Below are 24,292 nucleotides of genomic sequence, written 5' to 3'. Positions count from 1 at the left end.
AGGATCAGATAAGACGTCTTTCTAATCGCTTTTGATCCATAGTGAGTTCTCCAGTATAATGATTCCTATAGAATGCTAAACAAGACGGTCACGCATGGCGATTAAGCTCATAGCCGGTTTTGCGCAGCAAAACTTAAGGAGGTACATACACACTATGTCATATGAAACGTATTTTTCAACACACCGGGATGAACATCTCGAAGAACTAAAACAATGGCTCAAGATTCCAAGTATTTCTGCCTTGTCTGAGCATAAGGACGATGTACTAGCTGCAGCCCATTGGCTGACAGACACACTAAAGAAAGCTGGACTTGAGAACATTGAACTTCATCCGACAGCGGGACATCCCGTCATATATGCTGACTATCTTCATGCTCCGGGTAAGCCAACCATTCTTGTATACGGCCACTACGACGTGCAGCCAGTAGATCCGCTAAACCTGTGGACTACACCTCCGTTTGAACCAGAGATCCGTGACGGCAAGCTGTATGCACGTGGAGCAACGGATGACAAAGGACAAGTATTCATTCACCTCAAAGCGATTGAAGCAATCCTGAAACAAGAAGGTACTCTTCCTGTTAACATCAAGCTCTGTATCGAAGGAGAAGAAGAAATCGGCAGCGCAAATCTCCCTCCATTCCTGGAAGCTAACAAAGAAAAGCTGGCTGCGGATGCGGTGCTAGTCTCCGATACTTCCCTGCTGGAACGTGGTCGCCCTGCAATTTGCACAGGACTACGCGGCCTAGGATCACTTGAAGTGAGCGTAACTACAGCTCTTACAGACCTGCACTCCGGCTCTTACGGTGGTGGTGTTCCGAATGCACTGCACGCTCTCGTGTCCCTGCTCAGCTCCCTTCATGACGACAAAGGTCGTGTTTCTGTAGAAGGCTTCTATGATGGTGTACCTGAACTTTCTCCAATGCTACGTGAGGAATTCGTGAAGCAAGGCGTGAATGAAGATAAGATTCGCGAAGGACTTGGACTCGATGCGTTATACGGCGAAGAAGGTTATTCTTTTGTAGAACGTATTGGTGCTCGCCCTACACTTGAACTTAACGGTGTGTATGGCGGCTTCCAAGGCGAAGGAAGCAAGACAGTTATTCCAAAAGAAGCACATGCCAAGATTACTTGCCGTCTCGTTGGCGATCAGGATCCACAGCATGTTCTTGATGCCGTTGAAGCGCATCTGAAGGCTAATATTCAAACCGGAGCGAAAGTGCATGTGACGCAAATGGAGAAGGCGCGTGCCTTTAACATCGATCCATCGAACCCTATACTGCAAACTGCCGCAGACGCTTACGGCAAAGTATACGGTACCCGTGCCCTCTTCACCAAAGACGGTGGCTCCATTCCGATCATGGAAAGCTTCTCCCGTGTACTTGAAGCACCCGTGGTCCTGATGGGCTTTGGCCTTGATGATGAGAACCTGCATGCACCAGATGAGCATTTCAACCTGGAGAACTTTGATAAGGGACTGCTCACCATTGTTGAGTTCTTGAAGACTGTTTAAGAGAATCAGGTAGTATAACAAAGCCAGACTCCTCTTCATTGAGGAGCCTGGCTTTTTGATATCTAAGAATAGTTCATAACAAAACCATCAACCAAAACATAAAAAAATCCTTGCATCGCAAGGATTTGAAAGTTTAAATTATGGAGCGGGTGATGGGAATCGAACCCACGCTATCAGCTTGGAAGGCTGAAGTTCTACCATTGAACTACACCCGCATTAGAAAGTGAGTACAAGAGATATTGTATCACCCCCATAAATAAAAATCAACATTTTTTTATTCAAGCATAAGACATAGAGTATGGTGTGAAACTTATACTTTCTTATATTTTACAAGGAAGCGCCGAGGGGAGCCTTTTTCAAAAATGAGGTCTCAAATTCAGCTGCTTGAATAGGTTTACTGAACAAAAACCCTTGAGCTTCATGGCAATGCTGCTCACGCAAAAACTGCAGCTGCTCCTTGTTCTCCACCCCTTCTGCGGTAACCTTGAGCTTCAAATGATGCGCCATAGAAGTAATCGTGGAGACTATAGCCGCATTATTACTATCCTCCATAACCTCAGAGACAAACGATCTGTCAATCTTTAGCCTGTCGATCGGCATATCCTTCAAATAGTGCAATGAGCTATAACCTGTACCAAAATCATCGATGCTAATGAACACACCTAGCTCTTTCAAGCGCTTCAGCTGATCAAAAGCCGTTTCTTTATCCAAGGTCATACTCTCTGTAATTTCAAGATCAACATAACATGGATCCAAACCAATATCGGTCAGAATGGTATGAATTTTACCAGCCAGGTTCGGCTGAAGGAATTGACGCATAGATAAGTTGATAGAGACGCATATCGGCTGGTAGCCTGCTAGCTGCCACTGTTTATTTTGCAGGCACGCCGTCTTCAGTACCCATTCCCCAATTGGAACAATTAGCCCGCTATCCTCAGCTAATGGAATAAACTCATTAGGTGAGACAATACCACGCTTAGGATGATTCCAGCGCAATAAAGCTTCCATACCTACAATCTCTTCTGTCTCCAGCTGCACCTTTGGCTGATATAAGAGATAGAACTCATCACGCTCAAGCGCTCTTCGAAGGTCATTTTCCAGCTTCAGGCGTTCCTTTGCCTTCATCTGCATGGCTGGGATATAACGACGAATCTCCACACCCTGTTCCTTCGCATTATGAACAGCAGTATCCGCATTTTGAATGAGATGTTCAGCAGTTTCCCCGTCACCGGGATAAATACTCATCCCCAAGCTGAGTGAGATATGGTACTCGCCAGATTCTATGTTAACGGGGGCTTCAAATAATCTGAGCAACTCTGTAGCTCGTGCCAAGCATTCTCCAAGACTTGCTCTTTCTGTCATTAGAAAAGCAAACTCATCCGCTCCCATACTATACAGCTCTTCACTGGATCTAGCCTCATTACTGAGACGCTCAGACACCAATTTCAATAAAAGGTCTCCGGCATAATGACCCAGAGAGTCATTTATATTCTTAAAATGATTAATATTCATAATAGCCAAAGCTGAGAATTGATCATTTGTGTCCGTCTCTCCAGCATCAATCATTTCTTCTACACGCTGTGTCAGCCGACGTCTATTAGGAAGTCCTGTTAAATCATCATGATACGCCAAATAATTGATCCGTTCTTCGGCCAGCTGTTTCTCGTAAAATGGCTCTTCAATTGTCAGACGATACACGCCGGTAAGCAACTGGTAATAAGCAATTCCGCTACATAACATCCCAAAGAGATCATCAATATTTCCGCCACTTATAGGAGTCATAAAAAAAGCCTGGCCTAGCGAGAAAAAGATAAGTGCCCGAATAATAACAAGCAGCGAGGCTGACTTTTCATTATTCCCAGGAAATACGATGGCAGCAACACCTGCTAAATAAACAAAAAGTACTGCCAGATCAACGAATTGTTTAAGTGTACTCATCCAAGGCTTAGTAAATAACTCAGGCACTGCTGAGTGGATAAATACAAATAATGCGATGAAGAGCACGATCAACATGAAGGCGATTCTGAATACATTTCTTTTTTCGGTAACGGTCACTGGTTTATCTTCTCTACTAAAAATAAACAATATGCCCAGGCCGCTGGATAGACGTGAAAAGGTAAGCAGCCACCTTGATTCCTCAGGGGTTATAAACGATGAAATCAATGGAAATGCTACAAAGCCGAGTGTATGCAAGAAATCAATAATACATATTCCACCAAAAAGAGCTGCGACATATAATCTTCCTTTAGATAATCTGCTAGAGAAGAACAACCAGCCCTGTGCAAATATCGCAAATCCAAAAGCAACAGTACAACAGCCGACAATGAGATAGAGTGCAGAAATAATATCCCAATTGTCCAATCGGTTTAACGATGTATGGAAAATTTGAATGAATAGGAACAGTAAGGCTCCTACAATAGCCGCTTGAATTGTCTTTTTCTCTTCTTGTCTCATAGATCCCTCGCGTCTGAAAATGATGTCGATTATTAAGCAACTATGTATAGTCTTGTCCTATGTATAAATATCGGCTAGATCGGTCTTTAAAGTTACATTTCTTTTGTGAGGTCGTATTTTTATGGCGATTATTCATAAATCTTGCATAAATATAAACCATTTTCTTCTAGCAGGCAAGCAAAAATACCTTCAGGCTTCTTATTAGAACGGTAAGTATTTTAGCGAAAAATATTAGAATCATTTATCAGAGAAACTTATAGAAATTTATTTTTATTCAAAAAAAAAGCACTTCCCCCTACGAACGGGTTCAGTGCTTCTGAACAACAGGTTTATTTATCTCCGAAGTTAACCTCTGGTGTTGTAAGCTTATCATAGAAATCAACCGCTTTATCCTTATCCGCCGATGCGCGAAGCGCCATTGCTGAACGTGGATGCTCATCAAGTGTTCCAGTGATCATGTAAGGAATGATATAGCCCCACTCTTCTTTTTCACGTAAAGGAATCATCAGGCGTTCAATGATATCAATTACAGGGCGCAATGTGTAACGTGTATTCTTCAAATGAGTCACTAGCAGCTCTGTAGGACAGTTCCCCGCAGCACGTCCCATTCCATAACAGGAAGCGTCCAGCAGCTCTACACCTTTCTCAGCAGCAATCAACGTATTGGAGAACGCGAGTTGAAGATTATTGTGGGTATGTACTCCCAGGCGTTTGTTTGGCAAATGAGTTTTGAACTTCTCAACTAAGTAATTGATGTCGTTGTGATCTAGACTACCGTAAGAATCCACAATGTATACCACATCAACTACACTCTCACGAATCATTTCGAAAGCTTCTAATAATTCATTCTCCATTACATTCGACAAAGCCATAATATTGATCGTTGTCTCATAGCCTAGATCATGGAAGGTTTGTACCAGTTGTAAGGCCTTCTCCACATCTTTGCTATAACAAGCTACCCGAATCAGATCCAGCATACTTTCGCTGCGAGGTAAAATATCATTCTCATCCACACGACCGATATCAACCAAAGCGGAAAGCTTCGTATGTCCCTTTTGCGGGATAACTTTACGTAAGAAGTCATCGTTTAGAAAACGCCATGGTCCAGCACCTTCTGCTCCTTTGAGCAGTTTAGGGGAGTTTTTATAACCGATTTCCATATAGTCAACACCAGCCTCATTCAAGCCGGCATACAAATTTTGCACAAATTCCACGCTGAAATCCCAGTTGTTAACGAGCCCCCCATCGCGAATGGTGCAGTCAACAATTTTACATTGATTAGTCTTCATAATTATCTCCCTTCAATTCCTGCAATCATCGTATGTGCTATTGCAATCATTATAACCTCTAGCATAGCTTTACTATGCAATTTATATCGTTCAATCATACTTTAATGAAGAATAAATTGTAAAGGTATTTCGCCTTTAGCACTTTAAAGTAATTACCACAGTAGGTCAGGGACAAATGTCACAGTATACAAACACTTAAAAATGCTACATTACAAGAAAACAGTTGAGATTGATTCTCAATCTCTTTTGGAGGGATTACAATAGCTACTTCTACCTGCTGTTCCTTACTGCAATTACAACCTGGCACTGCTGGAAATATTCATAAAATAGAAGGAATGAACCCCGTTCTACGCCGTCGTCTTGCTGATCTCGGAGTGTCAGAGGGTGTGAACATCCGTCTTAAAGGAAAGGGACCTTTTTGGGGACCGATTACGCTAGAATGTAACGGCCAGCTGTTCGCCATACGCCGCAAAGAAGCTTCTCTGATTGAGGTGAACGTATCTTGAGTTCTATAGCTCTTGTGGGCAATCCCAATACAGGTAAGACCTCTCTCTTCAATACATTAACGACTTCATACGAATATGTAGGTAACTGGTCAGGCGTTACGGTTGAGAAAAAGATCGGAAATCTGAAGAACGGGGCAGGCAAGCTCATTGATTTGCCCGGGATCTATTCTCTGCACCCACTCTCCCGTGATGAAGGGGTCGCAGCCCAATATCTGATAGAAGAATCCCCTGAAGCATTAATCAATATCGTGGATGCATCCCAGCTGGAACGTAATCTGCTGCTCACGCTTCAACTACTTGAGTATGGCAAGCCTACTGTACTCGGTCTTAATATGATTGATGTCGCTAATGCGCGTGGTATTCATATTAATCAAACCATTTTACAATCAAGATTGGGTGTCACCGTCCTCCCACTTATAGCAAGAACCGGTAAAGGCAGCGTACAGATGCTCAGCATCCTCGAGGAATCGTCAGCTATTCCTGCTGTAAAGTTCAAGCTGAATTATGGTGAGGTAGTCGAGCGAGCGATATCTTCTATAGAAAAGGAATTACGTTCTATAAAAGATCTGCCCAATCACCGTTGGGTCGCTCTACAGCTATTGGAGCAGAATCCGGTTATACTTCAGTTTCTGAAGTCGCGTATAGATGTTACAAGACTGCTAAACATCTGTGAGTCTTGTCAGAGTGAGCTACAAATCAAAAAACTCGCCCTGACACTCCCGCAATGGATTCGCTCGAACCGTATGGAGTATATTCGTAATATTTGTGCCGAAGTCCTTGATACGACAGCTCAGAAGCCCCATAACTTAACCGAAAGACTAGATTCGGTATTGACTCATCGATTTTGGGGACTGCCCTTATTCATTTTCTTTATGTATGCTCTCTTTAAGACTACATTTGACTGGGTTGGCGGCCCCCTATCAGATATCGTAGATGGCTTGATATCCGGCCCTATTAGTGATGGAACGAACTCACTGCTTCAGACCATTGGAGCTTCAGGCTTCACGCATGCATTGATTGTGGATGGCATCATCGGCGGTGTAGGCGGCGTACTGGTCTTTGTTCCGCAAATCTTCATTCTCTTTCTGATCATTTCCTTCTTAGAGGATTCCGGATACATGGCAAGGGTCTGCTTGTTGATGGACAGCACCATGGAACGAATGGGACTGAACGGAAAAGCATTCATTCCATTTATCATTGGTTTTGGTTGCAATGTACCGGCCATTATGGCGGCGCGAAGCATCGAACAGCCCAAAGACCGCATGCTGACAACCCTGTTAATGCCGCTGATGTCTTGTTCTGCAAGATTACCTGTTTATGCATTATTCGCAGTTGTATTCTTCCCAGAGCAACAAGCGTTTGCCGTTCTCTCTATGTATGTTATGGGTATTGTTTTTGCCCTAATTCTTTGTAAGGTATTCTCTAAATACTTATTCAAGAATGAATCCTCCGTCTTCATCATCGAACTTCCTCCTTACCGTATGCCGCAGATCAAAACCTTATCGCGCAGCACTTGGGAGAAGGGCAAAGGGTTCCTTCGTAAAGCGGGAACGATTATTCTAGCTGGATCAGCCATTATTTGGTTCATGTCTTATGCTGGTCCTGGCGGATTTGATGTAGAAATGGATCATAGCTATCTAGCTAAATTCGGAGGCATGATTGCACCGCTGCTGGAACCGCTTGGTTTCGGAACGTGGCAGGCTGGCTCTACCTTGGTCCCAGGATTTTTAGCGAAAGAGGTTGTTGTGTCTACGATGAATATCATCTATCACGCACCAGATACCGCTGGATTAGAGAATCAAATTTCACAAGTCTTTACACCGCTAAGTGCAATCAGCTTTATGGCCTTTATCCTGTTATATATTCCTTGTCTGGCCACTGTAGGGGTTATCAAAAAAGAAACAGCCTCTTGGAAATGGACTTTCTTCTCCATTGGCTATTCTCTTGCTCTGGCGTATATCGTATCTTTTGTTATTTTCCAAGGTGGGCGATTATTAGGCTGGTCATAGAACTTGTAATTCGTTGATTCTCTTAATGAAAGTGGGGCACCATAATGATAAATGTTCTAATCGTCACTCTGATCTTCGGTTATTCAGGCTGGATCATCTATCGACATGTGCAAAAGGGCAAGCAAGGCGCTTGCGCTGGCTGTGATAAGGGCAAGACCTGTTCTGCAGCGTCTTTAGATTCTCCCCTCTCCTGCTGCTCAACACCTGTTAATAAGAAGAAGTAGGCTTGCCTAACCGTTATATGAAAGGGTTCATAGTTTAGCTTGCATTGCTTTCGGGTATGTTTGTTATAAGCAACTACAGACCATACCTAAGGAGGTAATCACTATGAACACAAAAAAAACATTTTTTACAACTGCCGCATTGGGCGTAGCCTATTTACTGAAGAATAAGGGAACTCGCGATAAAATAATGAACAGTATTCAATCCTTTACTTCTCAATCAAAGGCTAAAAAATCCAGTGGCAATATTTAATCTTCAGCATTCTTACAAAAGCAAAGAAACCTCGCCTTAGGGAATGGTCGGTCTTCCATCCATTGTCCTAGGGCGAGGTTTCTTTTTGTTGATTATGAAGAGCTAATCATTCGCTTTCGCTGAGCAACCACTGAACCAATGTGCGAACCATGACTCCTGTACCGCCTCTAGGATTAACTCCACGTTCTTTAGAAAGAAATGCGGTTCCAGCAATATCTAGGTGTATCCACGGCAGACCTTCCGCAAACTCACCTACAAATAACCCAGCGGTAGTGGCTCCCCCGAATCTTCCTGCGGTGTTACGGATATCGGCCACTTCGCTCTTTAGCATTTCGCGGAATTCCGGGTAAGCCGGAAGCTGCCATATTTTCTCACCCGAAACATTAGCTGCTGTCAGAAACTGCTCCATAAATTCCTCGTTGTTAGTAACAGCACCTGTAGCTATATCTCCTAATGTCGACAACACTGCACCTGTCAGCGTAGCGACATCAATAACTCGTTTCGCTCCCCATTCCCGAGCATAGGTCAGCGCATCCCCAAGTACAAGTCTGCCTTCTGCATCGGTATTCAATACTTCTATGGTTCTTCCGCTCATTGATGTAATGATATCCCCGGGTTTAAAGGCATTAGCAGATGGCATATTCTCAGCGGATGGAATGACCATTACGACATTAATTCGTGGACGTAATCGGCCTAATGCCTCCATGACTCCAAGCACAGCCGCTGCGCCTCCCATATCACTGATTAACTCTTCCATGCCTGGGGCTCTTTTTAAGGAAATTCCCCCTGTATCAAAAGTAATCCCTTTACCGACCAGCCCCACTACATTATCCCAGTGCCCCGTTCCCTGGTAACGGATGACGATCATTCGAGGAGGGTTTACACTTCCTTTTCCGACTGCGAGCAATCCGCCCATTCCTTTTTGCTCAATTTCCCGTTCATCCAGCACTTCGGAAGGAAATCCATAACGTTCAGCAACTTCTATAGCGGCCACAGCAAGGTCAGATGGAGTCAGCAGATTGCCGGGCATATTCGTCAAGTTCCGTGCCAGATTCGTAGCCTCACCAAAAGCCAGCCCTCTCTGCATGCCCAGATTCCAGTCACGCTCGAAAGTATCCGCTGGCTTCTTCTCGATAGTAAAAATAACCGAGTTTGGACCTATATATTGAGATTGCTCCTGCTTATAGGTGGGACGACGATAGGAACCAAGTGACAACCCCTCAGACAACGCATAGGCAATAGATACGATATCCTTATCTTCTGTTAGCTCCTGAACACCTTCAGGTAACTGAAACACTAGCTGTATTGCCTTCAATCGAAGTGCTGCACGTGCTATCTGAACCGCCATTAGACGTAGGTCTTCAGTACTAAGTAATTGATCCCCTTTTCCAACTAAAATAGCTACAGGACAACCAGATGGATAATCTAATGGCAGTACATAAGTCTGATTCAGCTTCCCACTAAAGAGACCTGACTTTCCTAATAATCGAATTCTGTCATTCCACCTCTCTGAGAGGCCTCCATGTTGGGCTTCCGACTCAGAGATGATAAGAATAAGGGCATCACCCTGTATTTCATTAATGGCACTCCCACTATTAAATTCTATATTCATTGTGTCTACCTCCATTTGTCTCCCAAAACCAACCCCCATTGTAACATAAGCAAGGCCGATCTCTGCATCTGTATTATCCGCAGGGATCAGCCTCTTAAACACTTTATATTCTAATCGAATGTACTAATGAATTAATGAATTAATGGCAATGAGATTACAAAATGAGTACCTTCATTAACTCTACTACTGACAGAAATGCATCCGCCATGATTTTTGATGATTCGGTCACTCACGGAAAGCCCTAGCCCTGTCCCATTCTCCTTAGTTGTAAAAAATGGACTAAATAACCTGTCCAGTGTACGGATATCCATTCCCTTTCCGTTATCAGAAATGAACATACGGACCTCAGAACCCTCTCTGTGGGCTCCAACCTCTATTATACCCATTAGACCATCTGCTCTATCCGCAACGGCCTCCATAGCGTTTCTAATCAGGTTGAGGACTACCTGTTTCATTTGTTTTACATCTCCAGAAATCATCATATCTCCCTCCTGAAAAGGATGTAGATTGATCTGGCAACCTTTCATCAGGGCTTCGCTCTCTGTAAGCAGCACTACTTCCTTGAGTAAAGCTGACACAGGAATCATTCCCACTTGAGGAACTGACGGCTTGGAGGAAGTAAGGAATTCATGAATGATATCATTGGCACGATCGATCTCCGCCAAGATAATCTTGCCATATTCCTGCTTCCCAAGCTGCTGTAGATGCGGGTGAAGCAATTGAATAAATCCACGAATTGCGGTTAAGGGATTCCGGATTTCATGGGCAATAGATGCAGATAATTTACCTAGCATAGCCAAACTATCGTTCTGGTAAGCCGTTTGCTCAATCAACTTATAATCGGAGATTTCTTTAACTGTAAACAAATAACAACCCTTCATTTGTTCTCCACAGCATAGTGTAACCTTCCAGTACCGGCCATACTCGTCTAAAAACTCATAATTAGATTTTCCTTTGTATACCATCTCTCTATAGCTTTGCAGTACTTGCTTTTTCTTAAAGCGGCTCAGTCGAACGTTAGATAACAGGTGTGATATTGTACAGCCAACAAGGGAGTGACGGGTTAATTCAAGCATCCCGTACATTTGCTTATTTACAAAACTTATAACTCCCTCTTCATCAAAAAGCATGATTCCGCTGTCAATATTCTCTAGTACATCCTCGTATGTAGTATCCACAGGTCCTGATTGATAGGTTCTTCCCGGTAATAGAAGACTTTCTTGATATTGGCTAATCACGATACGAAGTTCCCCCTTTTACTGCATTTGACGAAGACGCTAAAGCGACATCAAATTACTATGTATTTGAGTATATGACGAAGCCGCCAGAACATTCGGTAATCGTTGCACTTTTTCCAACCGGTTCAATTATATTCCAATCATATCCAAGTGAAGTAGACAACGCAATCAGAGAAACTGTCGAATGATAAAAAAATTCATAAAATGATTCCAAAGACATATAAAAAATCACATCTAATTATATTTATTACTATTAATTCGTTCAATTGATTTAAACACGTTTAAGAAAAATTTAGAAAAAGCTAAAAGCCCTCGCAGTTGCGAAGGCCTTGATAAAGAAATGGGTCAGACCCAAATTGTAAATAATCTTACGCTTTCTGTTGCAGACGAAGGCGTCTTTGACTCATCACAGCTAATCTTTTCTTCAATTCCCGTTCCCACTTCGTATCCTCAATCTGTTTGGCTACAGCAAGCAGGTCAAGCGCCATATCGATCTGACTCCGCACAATAGCTAGAGGCTCTTCACTCTCGATGTTAATGACATTCTCGAATATTGCAGTTTCGTCTTCCATGACATAGTCCTGAAAATCCACATCAGTAACACCGTCTCCATGTGCGTATTCCGCCAAGATCTCATACTCGTTTTCGACCTTATAGTGAACCTCTACACGATGACATACCGGACAAAAAAGCAGGGGAACATTATGGACTTGCGTGCGATAATGTTTAAGGGTTCCCTTTGTTCCTACCATACTCGCTCCACAGCAAAAGCTCATATTTGTTCACCCTCCTTAGAATAACTAACCCATCTGAGTTTTTATTATTGTATTACATTACCCCAATGGAGATTCCTCCACTCGAGGACATAATATAACTTTTCACGCCTATTTTCAAATCCATTTTTTATTTAAGTCTTTTTTGGTGCAAAAAACCTCCATACAGAAAAAACTTCTGCAAGGAGGTCGAAATCAGAATATCAAAGATCAGATAATAGCAGAACAACATTTAAAGGTTTCTGTCACCTGGTTTCCAGTTCATAGGGCATAAGCCACCAGATTGCAGGGCTTGCAGGACACGAAGTGTTTCTTCTACGCTGCGACCTACATCATTGTGATTAACGACCTGATATTTCAATTCACCTTCAGGATCAATGATGAACAATCCACGCAATGCAATACCTTCTTCTTCAATCAGAATGCCGTAGTCTTTAGCAACTTGTTTAGTAATATCAGCAGCAAGCGGGAAATTCAAACGGCCAAGACCATTCGAATCCTTAGGTGTATTGATCCATGCTTTGTGGCTGTGGATCGAATCTACACTTGCGCCGAGAATTTCTGTATCAAGCGCTTCGAACTGCGCAGCTGCTTCACTGAGAGCTGTGATTTCAGTCGGACATACAAAAGTGAAGTCCAGAGGATAAAAGAAGAATACCAGCCATTTGCCACGATAGTCGGACAGACTTACTTTACCAAAATCCTTACCATCACCTGATACGGTTTGCATAGTAAAATCTGGAGCTGGTCTACCTACTAAACGTTCAGCCATTGCCAAAATCCTCCTTTGATTATGTAAGAAACCAACCATTTCTTGTCGTGATATGCTGGAATAATTTACATCTTGTCTACATATCAAATGGTATCATCGCACAAAATCAAAGTCAATCTTAGACAAATTCCCCTATAATCGTAATTAGAAATTAGATTTTATTATGCTTTGCGGATAGCTGCAACAATCAGGTCGCCCATTTCAGATGTACTGATCGCTTTGCTCTTATCTACGGCGATATCACTTGTACGGTGTCCTGCATCCAATACTTCAGCTACTGCAGCCTCTATCGCAGCAGCCGCATCCTCATAACCAAAGGTTAAACGGTACATTAGTGCTAAGGACAGGATTGTTGCAATCGGGTTCGCAAGTCCTTGTCCGGCAATATCAGGTGCGGAGCCGTGAACGGGCTCGTAGAGACCGTAGTTACCATCGCCCATCGAAGCGGAAGCAAGCATACCGATAGAACCTGTCAACATCGCAGCCTCGTCGCTCAGAATGTCACCAAACATGTTCTCGGTAACGATAACATCAAAGCTAGCTGGACGACGCAGCAGCTGCATTGCACAGTTATCAACGAGTACATGTTCAACCTCTACCTCAGGATATTCTGGAGCAATCTTATTTACGACCTCACGCCATAAACGTGAAGTTTCAAGTACATTCGCTTTATCAACACTTGCCAGCTTATTGCGACGCTTGCCAGCAATCTCAAAAGCCTGACGCACAATTCGTTCCACTTCCATTACGTTATATACACAGGTATCCACTGCTTCTTCACCATGTTCACCTTGACGACGCAGTTTATCTCCGAAATAAATCCCACCAGTCAGCTCACGAACGACCATAAGATCGGTACCTTCCAGCACTTCTGGCTTCAATGTCGAAGCGTCCTTAAGGCAATCGAATACGACTGCTGGACGTAAGTTTGAGAACAATCCAAGTGCTTTGCGAATGCCAAGCAATCCGGTTTCAGGACGAAGCTCCTTAGAATTGTTATCCCACTTCGGTCCGCCTACAGCGCCCAGTAATACGGCGTCAGCACTGCGACAGATTTCCAGTGTATCTTCCGGCAGCGGTGTGCCTCTTTCGTCTATTGCAATGCCTCCAAAAAGAGCGTGCTCCGTTTCAAAAGCATAACCAAATACTTCTTCCGTTGCTTTCAATACTTTTTCTGCTTCAGCTACTACTTCAGGTCCAATACCGTCCCCTGCGATTACGGCGATTTTTTTAACCTCACTCATCTCAGTCACTCCTCAAGTGGTCTGCTCTAACAGACATAGTTCTTCTTTATATTGTTGTATCATACCCAGTCGTAAAGGACAAAGATATAGATTCTATTGAGTTGATAGGCATAGCCTATAATTCAATGAGATAAGACAACTTATCCAAATTGCCGCTTCATATTTGCTCTTATTTGCTCTTATTTCTGAAGATGTTTACAATTAAGTTGAAATCATCTACCTAAGGAGTGAATACGAAGTGCAATATGCTAAGCTTGGCAAATCCGGTATGAAGGTCAGTCGGCTATGTCTCGGAACAATGAACTTCGGCCCACAAACAGATGAACAAGAAGCCTTCCGTATTATGGACGCTGCACTCGACGCAGGTGTTAATTTTTTTGATACCGCTAACATTTATGGTTGGGGTGAGAATTCCGGTTTAACAGAAACGATTATTGGTCGTTGGTTTAAGCAAGGTGGTGGGCGACGTGAAAAGGTCGTGTTAGCTACCAAAGTATACGGTGCAATGAGCGATAAGCTCGATGGGCCTAATGATGAGGGTGGACTATCATCTTATATTATACGCCGCCATCTAGAGGGGTCTCTGCAGCGTCTCCAGACCGATCATATTGAATTGTACCAGATGCATCACGTTGACCGTAGTGTCTCTTGGGACGAGCTGTGGGGGGCTTTCGAGCTTGCTGTAAACCAAGGAAAGATTGGTTATGTCGGCTCCAGTAACTTTGCGGGATGGGATATCGCTGTAGCCCAACAAGAAGCGAAGGCACGTGGCTTTTTAGGTTTGATTTCTGAGCAGCATAAATACAGCCTCACCTGTCGCCTTCCTGAACTTGAAGTATTACCCTCCTCTCTCCATCATGGATTAGGCGTTATTCCTTGGAGCCCACTGGATGGAGGTCTTCTTGGACGCAATGCACTTAAGAAAATAGAAGGCAGCCGCAGTGGAGGAAATGCTGAGCGCGTAGAGCAATACAAAGATCAGCTTGAGGCTTTTGCAAGCTTATGTATGGAGCTTGGGGAACCACAAGATAATGTAGCACTAGCATGGTTATTAGCCAATCCTGCTGTAACCGCACCAATTATTGGACCACGCACACTAGAGCAATTCGAGAGTGCACTGCGCAGTCTTGAGATTGTGCTAGATGAATCTGTCCTTAAACGTTTAGATGAGATCTTCCCAGGACCGGGCGGAGAAGCTCCTAAAGCTTACGCTTGGTAGGTTTCTTATAATTTGAAAAAGGGCGCTAAGGCTTCAGCAGAACCAATCGCTGAAGCCTTAACTCCCTTTATTGTTCGTACTTATTCAGCTGTGTCCACGGTTACACTTCCATTACTCGTACTTAGGTCCACAGTATAAGTTCCTTTACCAAGAATGGCAGTGCCAAAGCTGTCCCCGTCTAGATCCCAAGGGACATTCCCCTTCAGTGAGCCATTGCTAGTATCCGCTGTAATCTTCGCATCGGACACAGTTGGCAACCCCACCGTAATCTTTCCGTTACTAGACGAACATTTCCATTTTCCAGTCACTGCTGAATTAATAGTGATCTTGCCGTTGCTGCTCTTTGCCGTCAACGCTCCATCTATATTATCCAATATAATCGCACCATTAGAGCTTTTGAGCTGCGCTCCACCTTGGATGTTCTGAACAGTCAGTGAGCCATTGCTGGTATCTGCTTCAACTCCGCCAGCAACATCATGAATATTTATAACCCCATTACTAGTGTCAACCACTAAGCCAGACTTTAAATCCCAGGCTTCTATTGACCCGTCACTAGTATCTACCTCAACAGCAAGGCTGCTAGGTACACTTACATTTAAATAAGGACTTTTAGTATTAAATCCAAACTGAATATTAGAGAACCAATTATGATCTGTATCAAGCTCCATAATCAGTGTATCTCCCTCAGTTTTTACTTTCCATTTCTTTTCCAACGCACTTTCGGCTTCACTTTGCGATTTTCCAGGTAGGAGTAAGCTTCCCTCATAATCCAATGAGCTTCCATCTATTCCCTCGACCTTTACTTTTCCACTTGGAAGTACGATTTTCAGCGTTGTAATATTGTCTTTCACTTCGACATTGCCGCTTAGTGGAGTTAAATGTGTATTCCCGATTAAACTGCTAAGTGAGCCGCCGGCCATTACGCTCTGTGCACTGCTTGCTCCAACCAACAGGATGATCAATAGGATTGCCCAACCGCTCACACGACTTTTGGCATCGGATTTGATAAACATTCTTAGCAACATCTCGAGTCCGAACAAGATCAACAGTGCTGGCCATAAATAACCAAGTACTTCATAGCTGATCATATTATACTGAGCCATCACAATAATGACACCAAGTGCAATGCAGCCTATAGCTGCAGTAAAACTCCCGATTTTCCATCTCCCCATAGTCAAATCCCCGTTTCTTACGCTCTCGTATTGTTTCTTAGCATCTTCAGACCGTACGCAATCAGACCCAGTGATAGCAAGATCGTACCAATGTTAATCTCAATTAACATTCTCCAAAGCGTCGGAAATGCTGAGATCACCAGCATAAGGAAACCGGCAACAACACATCCAACACCAACCCAAGCCGGATTCACATCTTCATGTGGGTAACCCGGCATAGAGGACATCCCCATCGTCCAAGGTTCTCCGAAGCTGTCAGGATGGAACATCATACGCTCATGTTCGGCTGCAGTTATTTTCATCCAAGCCGCTTTCTGCAGGGCATCAAACAATTGGTAAAACCATAGTGCAGCTAGCGCAAAAGGGAAGATCATGGGCTCAGACGGAATAAACATAATACATAAGGAAGCCCCGATCATAAACTGCAGCCCCTGCTTTTTGAAACCTAAGTACAAATGACCTACACCAGGAACCATAGCTAGCATAAAAGTGAGCCAACGTCTCTTCTTAATCATAATACACCCTCCTAAAATTTGGATAGCATAAACTTTTCAGTTTACCTGAATCCATCTATTATTTATAAATCACTTTATGACTATTTTCTAAAACCACCAAACCATTGGGTCACCGAATTCGACACATGACCATTAATTTCAGTAATCCCATAAGCCAAATTCTCAAAAACGCCAAACTGTAACAATAAGAAGCTCAAGCAGGCAGCCACCGCATAATGCATCCAAGATGTTCTAGGAGCATAGCGACGTCTTACGCTTGTCGCTTTAACCGCTCGCTCTCTGCGTCCTGTTTCGAGCTGCTCGATATGGGCCATAACACCTGCTGCGAGATCTGGAAAGTCCATCTGTTCATGCTGATATTCACTGTCCGTTTCCATTTCTGACCAAAGAGCGGACATTTCCTTAGCTTCCTCCAGCCACTGCGCGCAATCAGGACAGGATTGTATGTGCAACCGGATACTCAGCTCCATATCTGGAGACAGTAGGCCGTCAATGTAATGTGGCATCCATTCCTTCACTATTGCACAATTCATCGCAATTCCTCCCTTTGTCTACGCATCATCTGTCTGGCACGATAAAGCTGCGATTCGATAGTCTTAACGGAAACACCTTTTTGCTCCGCTATCTCTTGATAAGAATTTCGCTGAAAATAGTACAGCTGTACGACCGACCGGTACGGTTCCGCAAGGCTGTTCACATTCTCACCCAGCTCAGCTGATTGTTCCTGCTCTAGCACCTCTTGCTCTGGTGTTTGAGACGTTACCCAATCATTCTCAGTGTAATCAGCTGCACTCCGATGCCTCCACTCCCTATCATTGGCCCGTTTCCAGTCCAGACAGGTTCGATAGGCTATCCGATAAAGCCATGTCGAGAAGGTAGACTGTCCTCTGAAGGAGGGGAGCGCTTTGTATGCTTTTATAAAAACCTCTTGGGCCATATCTTTGGCCGATTCGGCTTCTCCAGTAATCTTGACGCACACTCTGTATACCATGCCTTGATAACGTGTCACCAAATACCCAAAGGCCTGATGCTCACCGTTCAGCACAGCAGAAATCCATTCCGCCTCTTCCAGCTTTCTCCCCTCCTTCACCTACATAACGTTAGACGCCAGCCAATTCTAATCCCCTGCAACTTTTTTTAATTTTTGAAATATTTTTGGGAAAGGAATATATTGTTTTTTGTCGAATAATGTTTAATTACTATGACTAAAAGAAAACTCTTTCTAATTATCGTGCTATTTCTTACTATACTTACTGGATTTCGCTTCCTATGGGTTTGGGCATCGCCTCATGCCATACAACCACAATTAGTCAAAGGAGTTCTCGATTTACGGAATAAAGACTTAAATCAAGACAAGCTCTTTACCTTAAAAGGCCAATGGGAGTTCTATCCTAATACGCTGCTTCCCACTTTCAATAAAGAATCTCTAAACAAAGCTCCCCCTAAAAAATATATACAAGTCCCGGATCAGTGGAACGATGCCATTCATAATGGCGAAAAGTCTGCTTTTGGCTACGGCTCTTATCGGTTACGGATTCTTGTAGATAAAAACGAAAAGCAGTCTTATGGCATACTCATATCCGGGGTTCGGACTTCTTCGGAAATATATATCAATGGTGAACTACTGGGAAATTCAGGTTCTCCATCTGCCAATAAAGAAGACTATGTTGCTCGTGTATTACCTTACTCCGTATCTTTTACAACGGATAAGACTGAAATTGAAATTGTGATTCATGTATCCAACTACTCTTTATCTCATACAGGCGGTATTTTTAAACCCATTTTATTTGGTAACGAAAAAACCTTAACACATCAGCGGATCGTTTCCATAGGCCTTCAACTGTTATTATGTGTAGTACTTCTACTTCATGCAGTCTATGCAGCAATATTATATACCATTGGTCCGCGGCAAAAGATGCTGATCTATTTTTTTCTGTTGGTAATTTCCGCTATAACTACAGTACTCATTGATGATGACAAGCTTTTGCTGCATATGCTTCCCTTAAACTACCAATGGAGCTTAAAACTATTAATCATATCTAATATTATGGCTTTTATATTCATCTTACTGACAAGCAAGCAACTAATGTTCCATAATTTAAAAATTAAAAGCGTTCGGATCCTGACCAGCTTATCCTTGGTACATATCCTTTTCATACTGCTTGGTCCCGTTGTCCACTATTACGAATCATATACGCTTCTTTTTTTCATCAATATATTCGTTCTATCATTAGAAGTTGTAGTTCTCTTTCTGAAATCTGCGCTTAAAAACAACGATGGCTCTATTTTTCTATTGCTATCTATCCTAGCCATCATTAACAGCAATCATTGGGGATTGTTCAAAAATTTCGATCTGGTTGACGTTACCTATTATCCTTTCGACCTGATTATTGCCTTTTTATGCTTTGCGACTTTTGGGTTTAAGCGCTATTTCTGGAATACTAAACAGACTGAAAATCTGGCAAAAAGCCTGCAAAGAACCGTTACGCAAAAGGATGATTTCCTAGCTAATACCTCTCACGAGCTGAAAAACCCCCTACATAGCATCATTAATATTGCTGAGACCGTCTTAGACAGTGAGAGAGACTCTTTAATGCATCAGAACGCAAGTAATCTAGAACTGCTAATTACCGTCGGAAGACGTATGTCTTTACTGATAAACGATCTTCTAGATCAATCACAGCTTCGTGAAAGCAACATTCAATTACAGTTAAGAAATGTTCCCATTCAATCCGTAGCTGTTGGCGTACTCGATATGCTCAAGTTCCTAACGGAAGGTAAGCACATTACACTAATCTCGGAGATTCCCGACTCGTTTCCTTCTATTGTGGCAGATGAGAAAAGACTCATTCAGATTTTGTTCAATCTGCTTCAAAATGCTGTGAAATATACGAGTGTAGGCTCAGTTAGGGTCCATGCGGATATTCATAAAGGTGTGGCGCGCATCCATATTACGGATACTGGCATTGGAATGAACGAGGAAACACAGCTTAGAGCCTTCCAACCCTATGAACAGGGTGACTCAAGCGTGACAGCAATAAGTGGTGGAATTGGATTGGGCTTAAGTATTTGTAAACAGTTAGTTGAACTTCACGGTGGAGAGATTAGCGTAAAATCTTCACTTGGCAAAGGCTCTACTTTTACTTTTACTATGCCTCTATCCGATTCAAACATTCAAAAATTCAATTTAGAATTCTCAACAGTGACTGAATACACGGACAAACTATCTCATATTAGGCTATCCGAATTTAACACTACATCTGCTACTTCAACGGATGGAAGAAGACCTAAGATTTTGGCTGTCGACGATGACCCGGTTAATCTGAAAATCCTTACTAGCGTACTATCCATCAAAGACTATGAAATGGTTACGGTAACCAGTGGAATTGATGCTTTAATAAAACTGGATACTGATCAATGGGATTTAATCATTACAGATGTAATGATGCCCCAGATGTCCGGCTATGAATTAACACAGAGAATTCGTGAACGTTTTACTATAGCTGAGCTTCCTATTCTACTTCTGACCGCACGTAGCCAGCCGGAAGATATCTACACCGGATTTGTTTCGGGCGCGAACGACTATGTAATGAAACCCATGAACGCTATGGAGCTAAGAGGACGGGTACGTTCCTTAACAGACTTAAAACAGTCCGTAAATGAACGGCTTCGTCTGGAAGCAGCGTATCTTCAAGCGCAAATACAACCACATTTCTTATTCAACACATTAAATTCTATATCTGCTCTGGCATCTTTTGATACACAGCGTATGGGTCACCTTATTGATGCCTTTAGCTCTTATTTACGCTTAAGCTTTAACTTCTTGAACGCTGAGCCGATGATACCGATTGAACACGAGCTTGAGCTTGTCCGTGCCTATCTGTACATAGAGAAAGAGCGCTTTGAGGACAGGATGACCATCAACTGGGAGTTAACAGAAAATCTACATTTTCAGTTACCTCCCTTGACCATTCAGCCACTCGTTGAAAATGCCGTTAGGCATGGTATATTAAGCCGCTCCAAAGGAGGTACGCTTTCAATATCCATCAAAGAACTAGCTGATGACATCGAGATTACAATCGCTGATAATGGTAAAGGTATGACTTCCGAGCAACTTCAGCAACTGCTGAGCAGTCAGTCTAATGTAACAAGAGGGATTGGATTTCTTAATACACATAAACGCTTGTTACGTGTCTATGCTAAGGGTTTGCAAATTAAAAGCAAGGAAGGGCTAGGTACTTCAGTAAGTTTCATAATCCCTTCTGAAAAAAGAAATATGAATCACAAAAATACCTAGTCACAGACAGACTATAATGAACCGAAAAATAAAGAAGAGTTTATTGTTTTTTGCTAAAAAATACTATATTGAGTGGTGAAATAACAATGATTCAAGCAGTATTAGTGGACGATGAACGCCTTGCTCTCGTAAAGTTAGAATTCATGTTAAAAGAAATGGAAGCTGTTCATATCATCGCGTCCTATACAGATCCTGTTCAAGCTATACAAGAAGCTCCAGCCTTGGAGCCTGACGTTATTTTTATTGATATTGAAATGCCTGAAGTGAGCGGACTTCAAGCTGCCGCAATTCTACAAGAGGTGTGTCCAAACGCTAATATCGTTTTCGTGACCGCGTATAACCAATATGCAGTGGAAGCCTTTGAGTTAAATGCGATTGATTATATTTTGAAGCCCGTGCGACATGACCGTTTATTCAAAACAGTACAACGCTTGGAGGACAGATTGAAGTTTGCACCAAAAAGCACAGAGGTAGCACATGAACTAACGATTCGTTGTTTTCAATCGCTGCGTTTTGAACGAGGAGGACAACCTTTAAACAATCTCCGTTGGAGAACTTCTAAGGCACAAGAATTGTTTGCTTTCTTGCTTCATAATCGCAATCGATTCGTCAGTAAAGATACCCTGATTGACCTACTATGGCCAGATTTCAACCTTAAAAAGGCTTCTACCCATCTCTACACAACCATTTATCAAGTACGACAATGTTTAAAGCAGAGTGAGGTAGATCTGCATATCAGCAACGTCAGTGGCGGGGAAGGGTATACGCTTGAGACCGGGCCGCTTCTAATCGATGCAGCCCAGTGGGAGCACAACATTCTTGCACTCGAATCCATCGGAGAGGACAATTGTGCAGAACATCAAAGCTTATTTGAGCTTTATTCAGGGGATTATTTTGGAGATTACGATTATTTGTGGGCGGAGGGTGAACGACAACGTCTGCGCACCATTTGGCTACACCATGCTATGGGAATGGCCCAGTTCTATATCGACAACAACAGAGTTCCCGAAGCTGTCACCGTGTATCAAAAGGTAGTACAGCTTCAGCCCTATTTTGAACAAGGACATTTAGGATTAATGAAGGTCTACGACAGTATTGGGGAACGATCCGCAGTGGAAGAACAATATAAGAATCTGACGGAATTATTGAAAGGCGATCTAAGTATTGGTCTTCCTGCCGTTGTTCAAGATTGGTATGAACAATGGGAACTACATAACCTTAGAATACGCAGCAAGAAATAGTTTCTATTTATCAAAGACACCCGGATCTATTCGGGTGTCTTTGTTGTTACGATATATTAATTGCTGCGTTTGAAACAGCTAGTTAAACGAAGCTAGCGAATTACGCAAGATTGAACAAACTTGTCCGAAGCAAATTCAAACATTGTTCAATAAGCCGCAATTCTAACATGTTGTTGGCAGAGCTATGCCCTATTATCCTAGTTCCGGTTGATCTACGAAGGTAACAGCGGTATCTGAGGTGCTGTGCAATTCAAAGATGACAATCTCATTGTCGCCTTGTTTCAATAGAGGACCTGGCACATACATTGTTTTCTGTGGTCCGATATTCCAATAGCGTCCAAGGTTGAACCCATTAATGAACACGACGCCTTTAGTCCATCCTTCCATGCTCAAGAACGTATCACAAGGTTCATCCACAACCAAGGTGCTGCGGAAGAAGCTAGGTTCCATTTGCCTGAATAAACCTTCAAACTGCAGACCAGATAAATCCGTTAATGGCAACGTATAAGTCGTCCATTCCGACAGAAACTGCCGTCCATAACGTACCCCTTCGGTAATCCCTTTACAATCTCTCATAAAAGGACCATAGTTGACACGTCCTAAATTCTCCACAAGTATACTAACATGCAGCCCTTCGGCCGGAACCTCGAACTCTAATTTCACCTCTGGCTCTACACGATCTAAGGTTGCAGTGAGCTCTCCATTCAGAAAGACTAATGCACGATCATGTAAATCCTGGATGAAGAACTCATCTTTGGGACGAGGTCCTGTAAGGAACGTACTATAATGAATAAAGCCATAATCCTGACCCAATTTCTCCATCGATTCAGGGTATGCAGAGTGAATAGGTGCAGAAATACGATTCAAGTTTGCGGTAAGTGAAGTCTGCTCCTTCATCTCTACTCTCCCATATGCTCTCTTAGCGACAGGAGCTGGCAACTCAATGGGTCCGAGATCTACATATTTGGAGATCACTTCACGAACTGCATAATATTTAGCTGTCGGCTCACCGGATTCACTCAGTAAGGAATCATAGTCATAACTAGTAATTGTTGGTTCATAGCTGTCAAACGTATGTCCATTCGCTCCGTTGTAGAACCCAAAGTTAGTTCCGCCATGAAACATATAGAAATTAACGGATGCGCCTAAACTAAGTATCTCATCCAATACCTTCGCTACATCCTCAGCCGGACGCGTATGATGCTCCTCACGCCAATGATCAAACCAACCGTTCCAGTATTCCATACACATGATTGGAGCCTCTGGTTGGTATTCACGGAGCTTGTTGAATGCTTCTACTGGACGTGTTCCAAAGTTCACCGTCTCTAGCACACCTGGGACCATACCTCCCTGTAACATCGCGTCTTCAGGTCCATCGGAAGTGAATAGTAGTACATCTATCCCACGGGAAATCATGCTGTCTTTTAAATGAGTCAAATAGCGCTTGTCATTGCCATAACTTCCGTACTCATTCTCAATCTGCATAGCAATGATCGGGCCACCATTTGTACATAACAGTGGTTGTAATTTGGGGAGCAATACATCATAATACGCATCTACATGATCTAGAAATGGCTTATGGTAGCATCGAAGACGCATATCCGAATCAGCTAGCAACCAAGATGGCAGTCCACCAAATTCCCATTCTGCACAAATATAAGGTGCGGGACGAACGATGACATGCAGACCCAAATCTCCTGCCAATTCAATAAACCGGACTACATCTGCCATACCTTCAAAATTATGTTGGCCTTTCTTCGGCTCGTGTAAATTCCATGCCACATAGGTTTCAACCGTATTGAAGCCGCAAGCTTTTAATTTGATAAGACGGTCTTCCCAATGTTCCGGCAGAGTCCGAAAATAATGGATGGCCCCTGAGATAAGCCGTATCGCCTGATCGTTATAATAAAAGGAAGATCCTGAATAATGAAAAGTTGCCATATTCTCAACACCTCGTAATGGTATGA

General features: G+C 42.9%; 20 protein-coding genes and 1 tRNA gene. 8 read left to right on the top strand and 13 right to left on the bottom strand.

The genetic code is table 11. The annotated features are described in order from the left end of the window. Positions 1-154 precede the first annotated feature (154 nt). Positions 155-1,510 (top strand): dipeptidase, encoded by a 1,356-nt coding sequence (locus tag NST34_RS06725; RefSeq protein WP_339269469.1) that lies wholly within the window; start codon positions 155-157, stop codon positions 1,508-1,510. A gap of 141 nt (positions 1,511-1,651) precedes the next feature. Here NST34_RS06725 and NST34_RS06720 read toward each other — a convergent pair. The 3 genes from NST34_RS06720 to NST34_RS06710 all read right to left on the bottom strand — a co-directional run bounded on the left by NST34_RS06720 (position 1,652) and on the right by NST34_RS06710 (position 5,253). Further along, a tRNA-Gly gene (locus tag NST34_RS06720) sits at positions 1,652-1,725 on the bottom strand. Between the two features lie 112 nt (positions 1,726-1,837). Next, positions 1,838-3,964: a putative bifunctional diguanylate cyclase/phosphodiesterase gene (locus NST34_RS06715; RefSeq protein ID WP_341127414.1), complete on the bottom strand. Its 2,127-nt coding sequence runs from the start codon at positions 3,962-3,964 to the stop codon at positions 1,838-1,840. Positions 3,965-4,293: 329 nt separating this feature from the next. Continuing rightward, positions 4,294-5,253, bottom strand: a complete 960-nt coding sequence (locus NST34_RS06710) for an aldolase catalytic domain-containing protein (protein WP_170880320.1) — start codon at positions 5,251-5,253, stop codon at positions 4,294-4,296. Between the two features lie 335 nt (positions 5,254-5,588). On the opposite strand from NST34_RS06710, the gene NST34_RS32080 reads away from it, so the two are divergent. From NST34_RS32080 to NST34_RS06690, 4 genes are all read left to right on the top strand, one after another. After that, a complete protein-coding gene (locus tag NST34_RS32080) occupies positions 5,589-5,759 on the top strand; it encodes a FeoA family protein (protein WP_231573393.1) in 171 nt (56 codons plus the stop codon). Next, positions 5,756-7,768: a ferrous iron transport protein B gene (feoB, locus tag NST34_RS06700; protein WP_076286328.1), complete on the top strand. Its 2,013-nt coding sequence runs from the start codon at positions 5,756-5,758 to the stop codon at positions 7,766-7,768. Before NST34_RS32080 ends, feoB begins: the two co-directional genes overlap by 4 nt. A 44-nt stretch (positions 7,769-7,812) precedes the next feature. Then, positions 7,813-7,992: a FeoB-associated Cys-rich membrane protein gene (locus NST34_RS06695; RefSeq protein ID WP_076286329.1), complete on the top strand. Its 180-nt coding sequence runs from the start codon at positions 7,813-7,815 to the stop codon at positions 7,990-7,992. A 103-nt stretch (positions 7,993-8,095) separates the two neighbouring features. Continuing rightward, entirely contained in the window at positions 8,096-8,242 is a 147-nt protein-coding gene (locus tag NST34_RS06690; protein ID WP_179085847.1) for a hypothetical protein, read from the top strand. A gap of 106 nt (positions 8,243-8,348) precedes the next feature. Here the strand turns inward: NST34_RS06690 and NST34_RS06685 are convergent, their stop codons facing one another. From NST34_RS06685 to leuB, 5 genes are all read right to left on the bottom strand, one after another. Continuing rightward, positions 8,349-9,854: a leucyl aminopeptidase gene (locus NST34_RS06685; RefSeq protein ID WP_341127413.1), complete on the bottom strand. Its 1,506-nt coding sequence runs from the start codon at positions 9,852-9,854 to the stop codon at positions 8,349-8,351. Positions 9,855-9,985: 131 nt separating this feature from the next. Next, complete coding sequence (locus tag NST34_RS06680) at positions 9,986-11,092, bottom strand: ATP-binding protein (RefSeq protein WP_076298229.1); 1,107 nt, start codon at positions 11,090-11,092, stop codon at positions 9,986-9,988. 368 nt (positions 11,093-11,460) lie between these two features. Beyond that, on the bottom strand, positions 11,461-11,868 hold the full coding sequence (locus NST34_RS06675) for a hypothetical protein (protein WP_042125131.1): 408 nt from the start codon (positions 11,866-11,868) through the stop codon (positions 11,461-11,463). 229 nt (positions 11,869-12,097) lie between these two features. Further along, complete coding sequence (locus NST34_RS06670) at positions 12,098-12,637, bottom strand: peroxiredoxin (RefSeq protein WP_042125130.1); 540 nt, start codon at positions 12,635-12,637, stop codon at positions 12,098-12,100. A 161-nt stretch (positions 12,638-12,798) separates the two neighbouring features. Then, a complete protein-coding gene (gene leuB, locus NST34_RS06665) occupies positions 12,799-13,881 on the bottom strand; it encodes a 3-isopropylmalate dehydrogenase (RefSeq protein ID WP_042125128.1) in 1,083 nt (360 codons plus the stop codon). Between the two features lie 238 nt (positions 13,882-14,119). Here leuB and NST34_RS06660 point away from each other — a divergent pair, with 238 nt between their 5' ends. Continuing rightward, positions 14,120-15,100, top strand: a complete 981-nt coding sequence (locus tag NST34_RS06660) for an aldo/keto reductase (RefSeq protein ID WP_042125126.1) — start codon at positions 14,120-14,122, stop codon at positions 15,098-15,100. Between the two features lie 80 nt (positions 15,101-15,180). Here NST34_RS06660 and NST34_RS06655 read toward each other — a convergent pair whose 3' ends face one another. The 4 genes from NST34_RS06655 to NST34_RS06640 all read right to left on the bottom strand — a co-directional run bounded on the left by NST34_RS06655 (position 15,181) and on the right by NST34_RS06640 (position 17,877). After that, positions 15,181-16,272 carry a DUF4097 family beta strand repeat-containing protein gene (locus NST34_RS06655; RefSeq protein WP_341127412.1) on the bottom strand — a complete coding sequence of 364 codons (1,092 nt, stop codon included), beginning with the start codon at positions 16,270-16,272 and terminating at the stop codon, positions 15,181-15,183. Between the two features lie 17 nt (positions 16,273-16,289). Continuing rightward, positions 16,290-16,787: a hypothetical protein gene (locus NST34_RS06650; RefSeq protein ID WP_042185734.1), complete on the bottom strand. Its 498-nt coding sequence runs from the start codon at positions 16,785-16,787 to the stop codon at positions 16,290-16,292. An 80-nt stretch (positions 16,788-16,867) separates the two neighbouring features. After that, on the bottom strand, positions 16,868-17,320 hold the full coding sequence (locus NST34_RS06645; RefSeq protein WP_042125121.1) for an anti-sigma factor family protein: 453 nt from the start codon (positions 17,318-17,320) through the stop codon (positions 16,868-16,870). Next, a complete protein-coding gene (locus NST34_RS06640; RefSeq protein WP_341127411.1) occupies positions 17,317-17,877 on the bottom strand; it encodes an RNA polymerase sigma factor in 561 nt (186 codons plus the stop codon). The genes NST34_RS06645 and NST34_RS06640 overlap by 4 nt, the downstream gene beginning before the upstream one ends. 111 nt (positions 17,878-17,988) lie before the next feature. Here NST34_RS06640 and NST34_RS06635 point away from each other — a divergent pair, with 111 nt between their 5' ends. Both NST34_RS06635 and NST34_RS06630 read left to right on the top strand, forming a co-directional pair. Continuing rightward, complete coding sequence (locus NST34_RS06635; protein WP_341127410.1) at positions 17,989-21,084, top strand: hybrid sensor histidine kinase/response regulator; 3,096 nt, start codon at positions 17,989-17,991, stop codon at positions 21,082-21,084. 86 nt (positions 21,085-21,170) lie between these two features. Then, entirely contained in the window at positions 21,171-22,325 is a 1,155-nt protein-coding gene (locus NST34_RS06630) for a response regulator (protein ID WP_341127409.1), read from the top strand. A 192-nt stretch (positions 22,326-22,517) separates the two neighbouring features. On the opposite strand, the gene NST34_RS06625 is transcribed toward NST34_RS06630, so the two are convergent. Continuing rightward, positions 22,518-24,266 carry a glycoside hydrolase family 35 protein gene (locus NST34_RS06625; protein ID WP_341129512.1) on the bottom strand — a complete coding sequence of 583 codons (1,749 nt, stop codon included), beginning with the start codon at positions 24,264-24,266 and terminating at the stop codon, positions 22,518-22,520. Positions 24,267-24,292 lie beyond the last annotated feature (26 nt).

The organism is Paenibacillus sp. FSL H7-0714 (assembly GCF_038003765.1).
Taxonomy (GTDB): Bacteria; Bacillota; Bacilli; order Paenibacillales; family Paenibacillaceae; genus Paenibacillus_AQ.
Note: the sequence above shows the minus strand (reverse complement) of the source record. Positions and strands in the feature narration are given on the sequence as shown.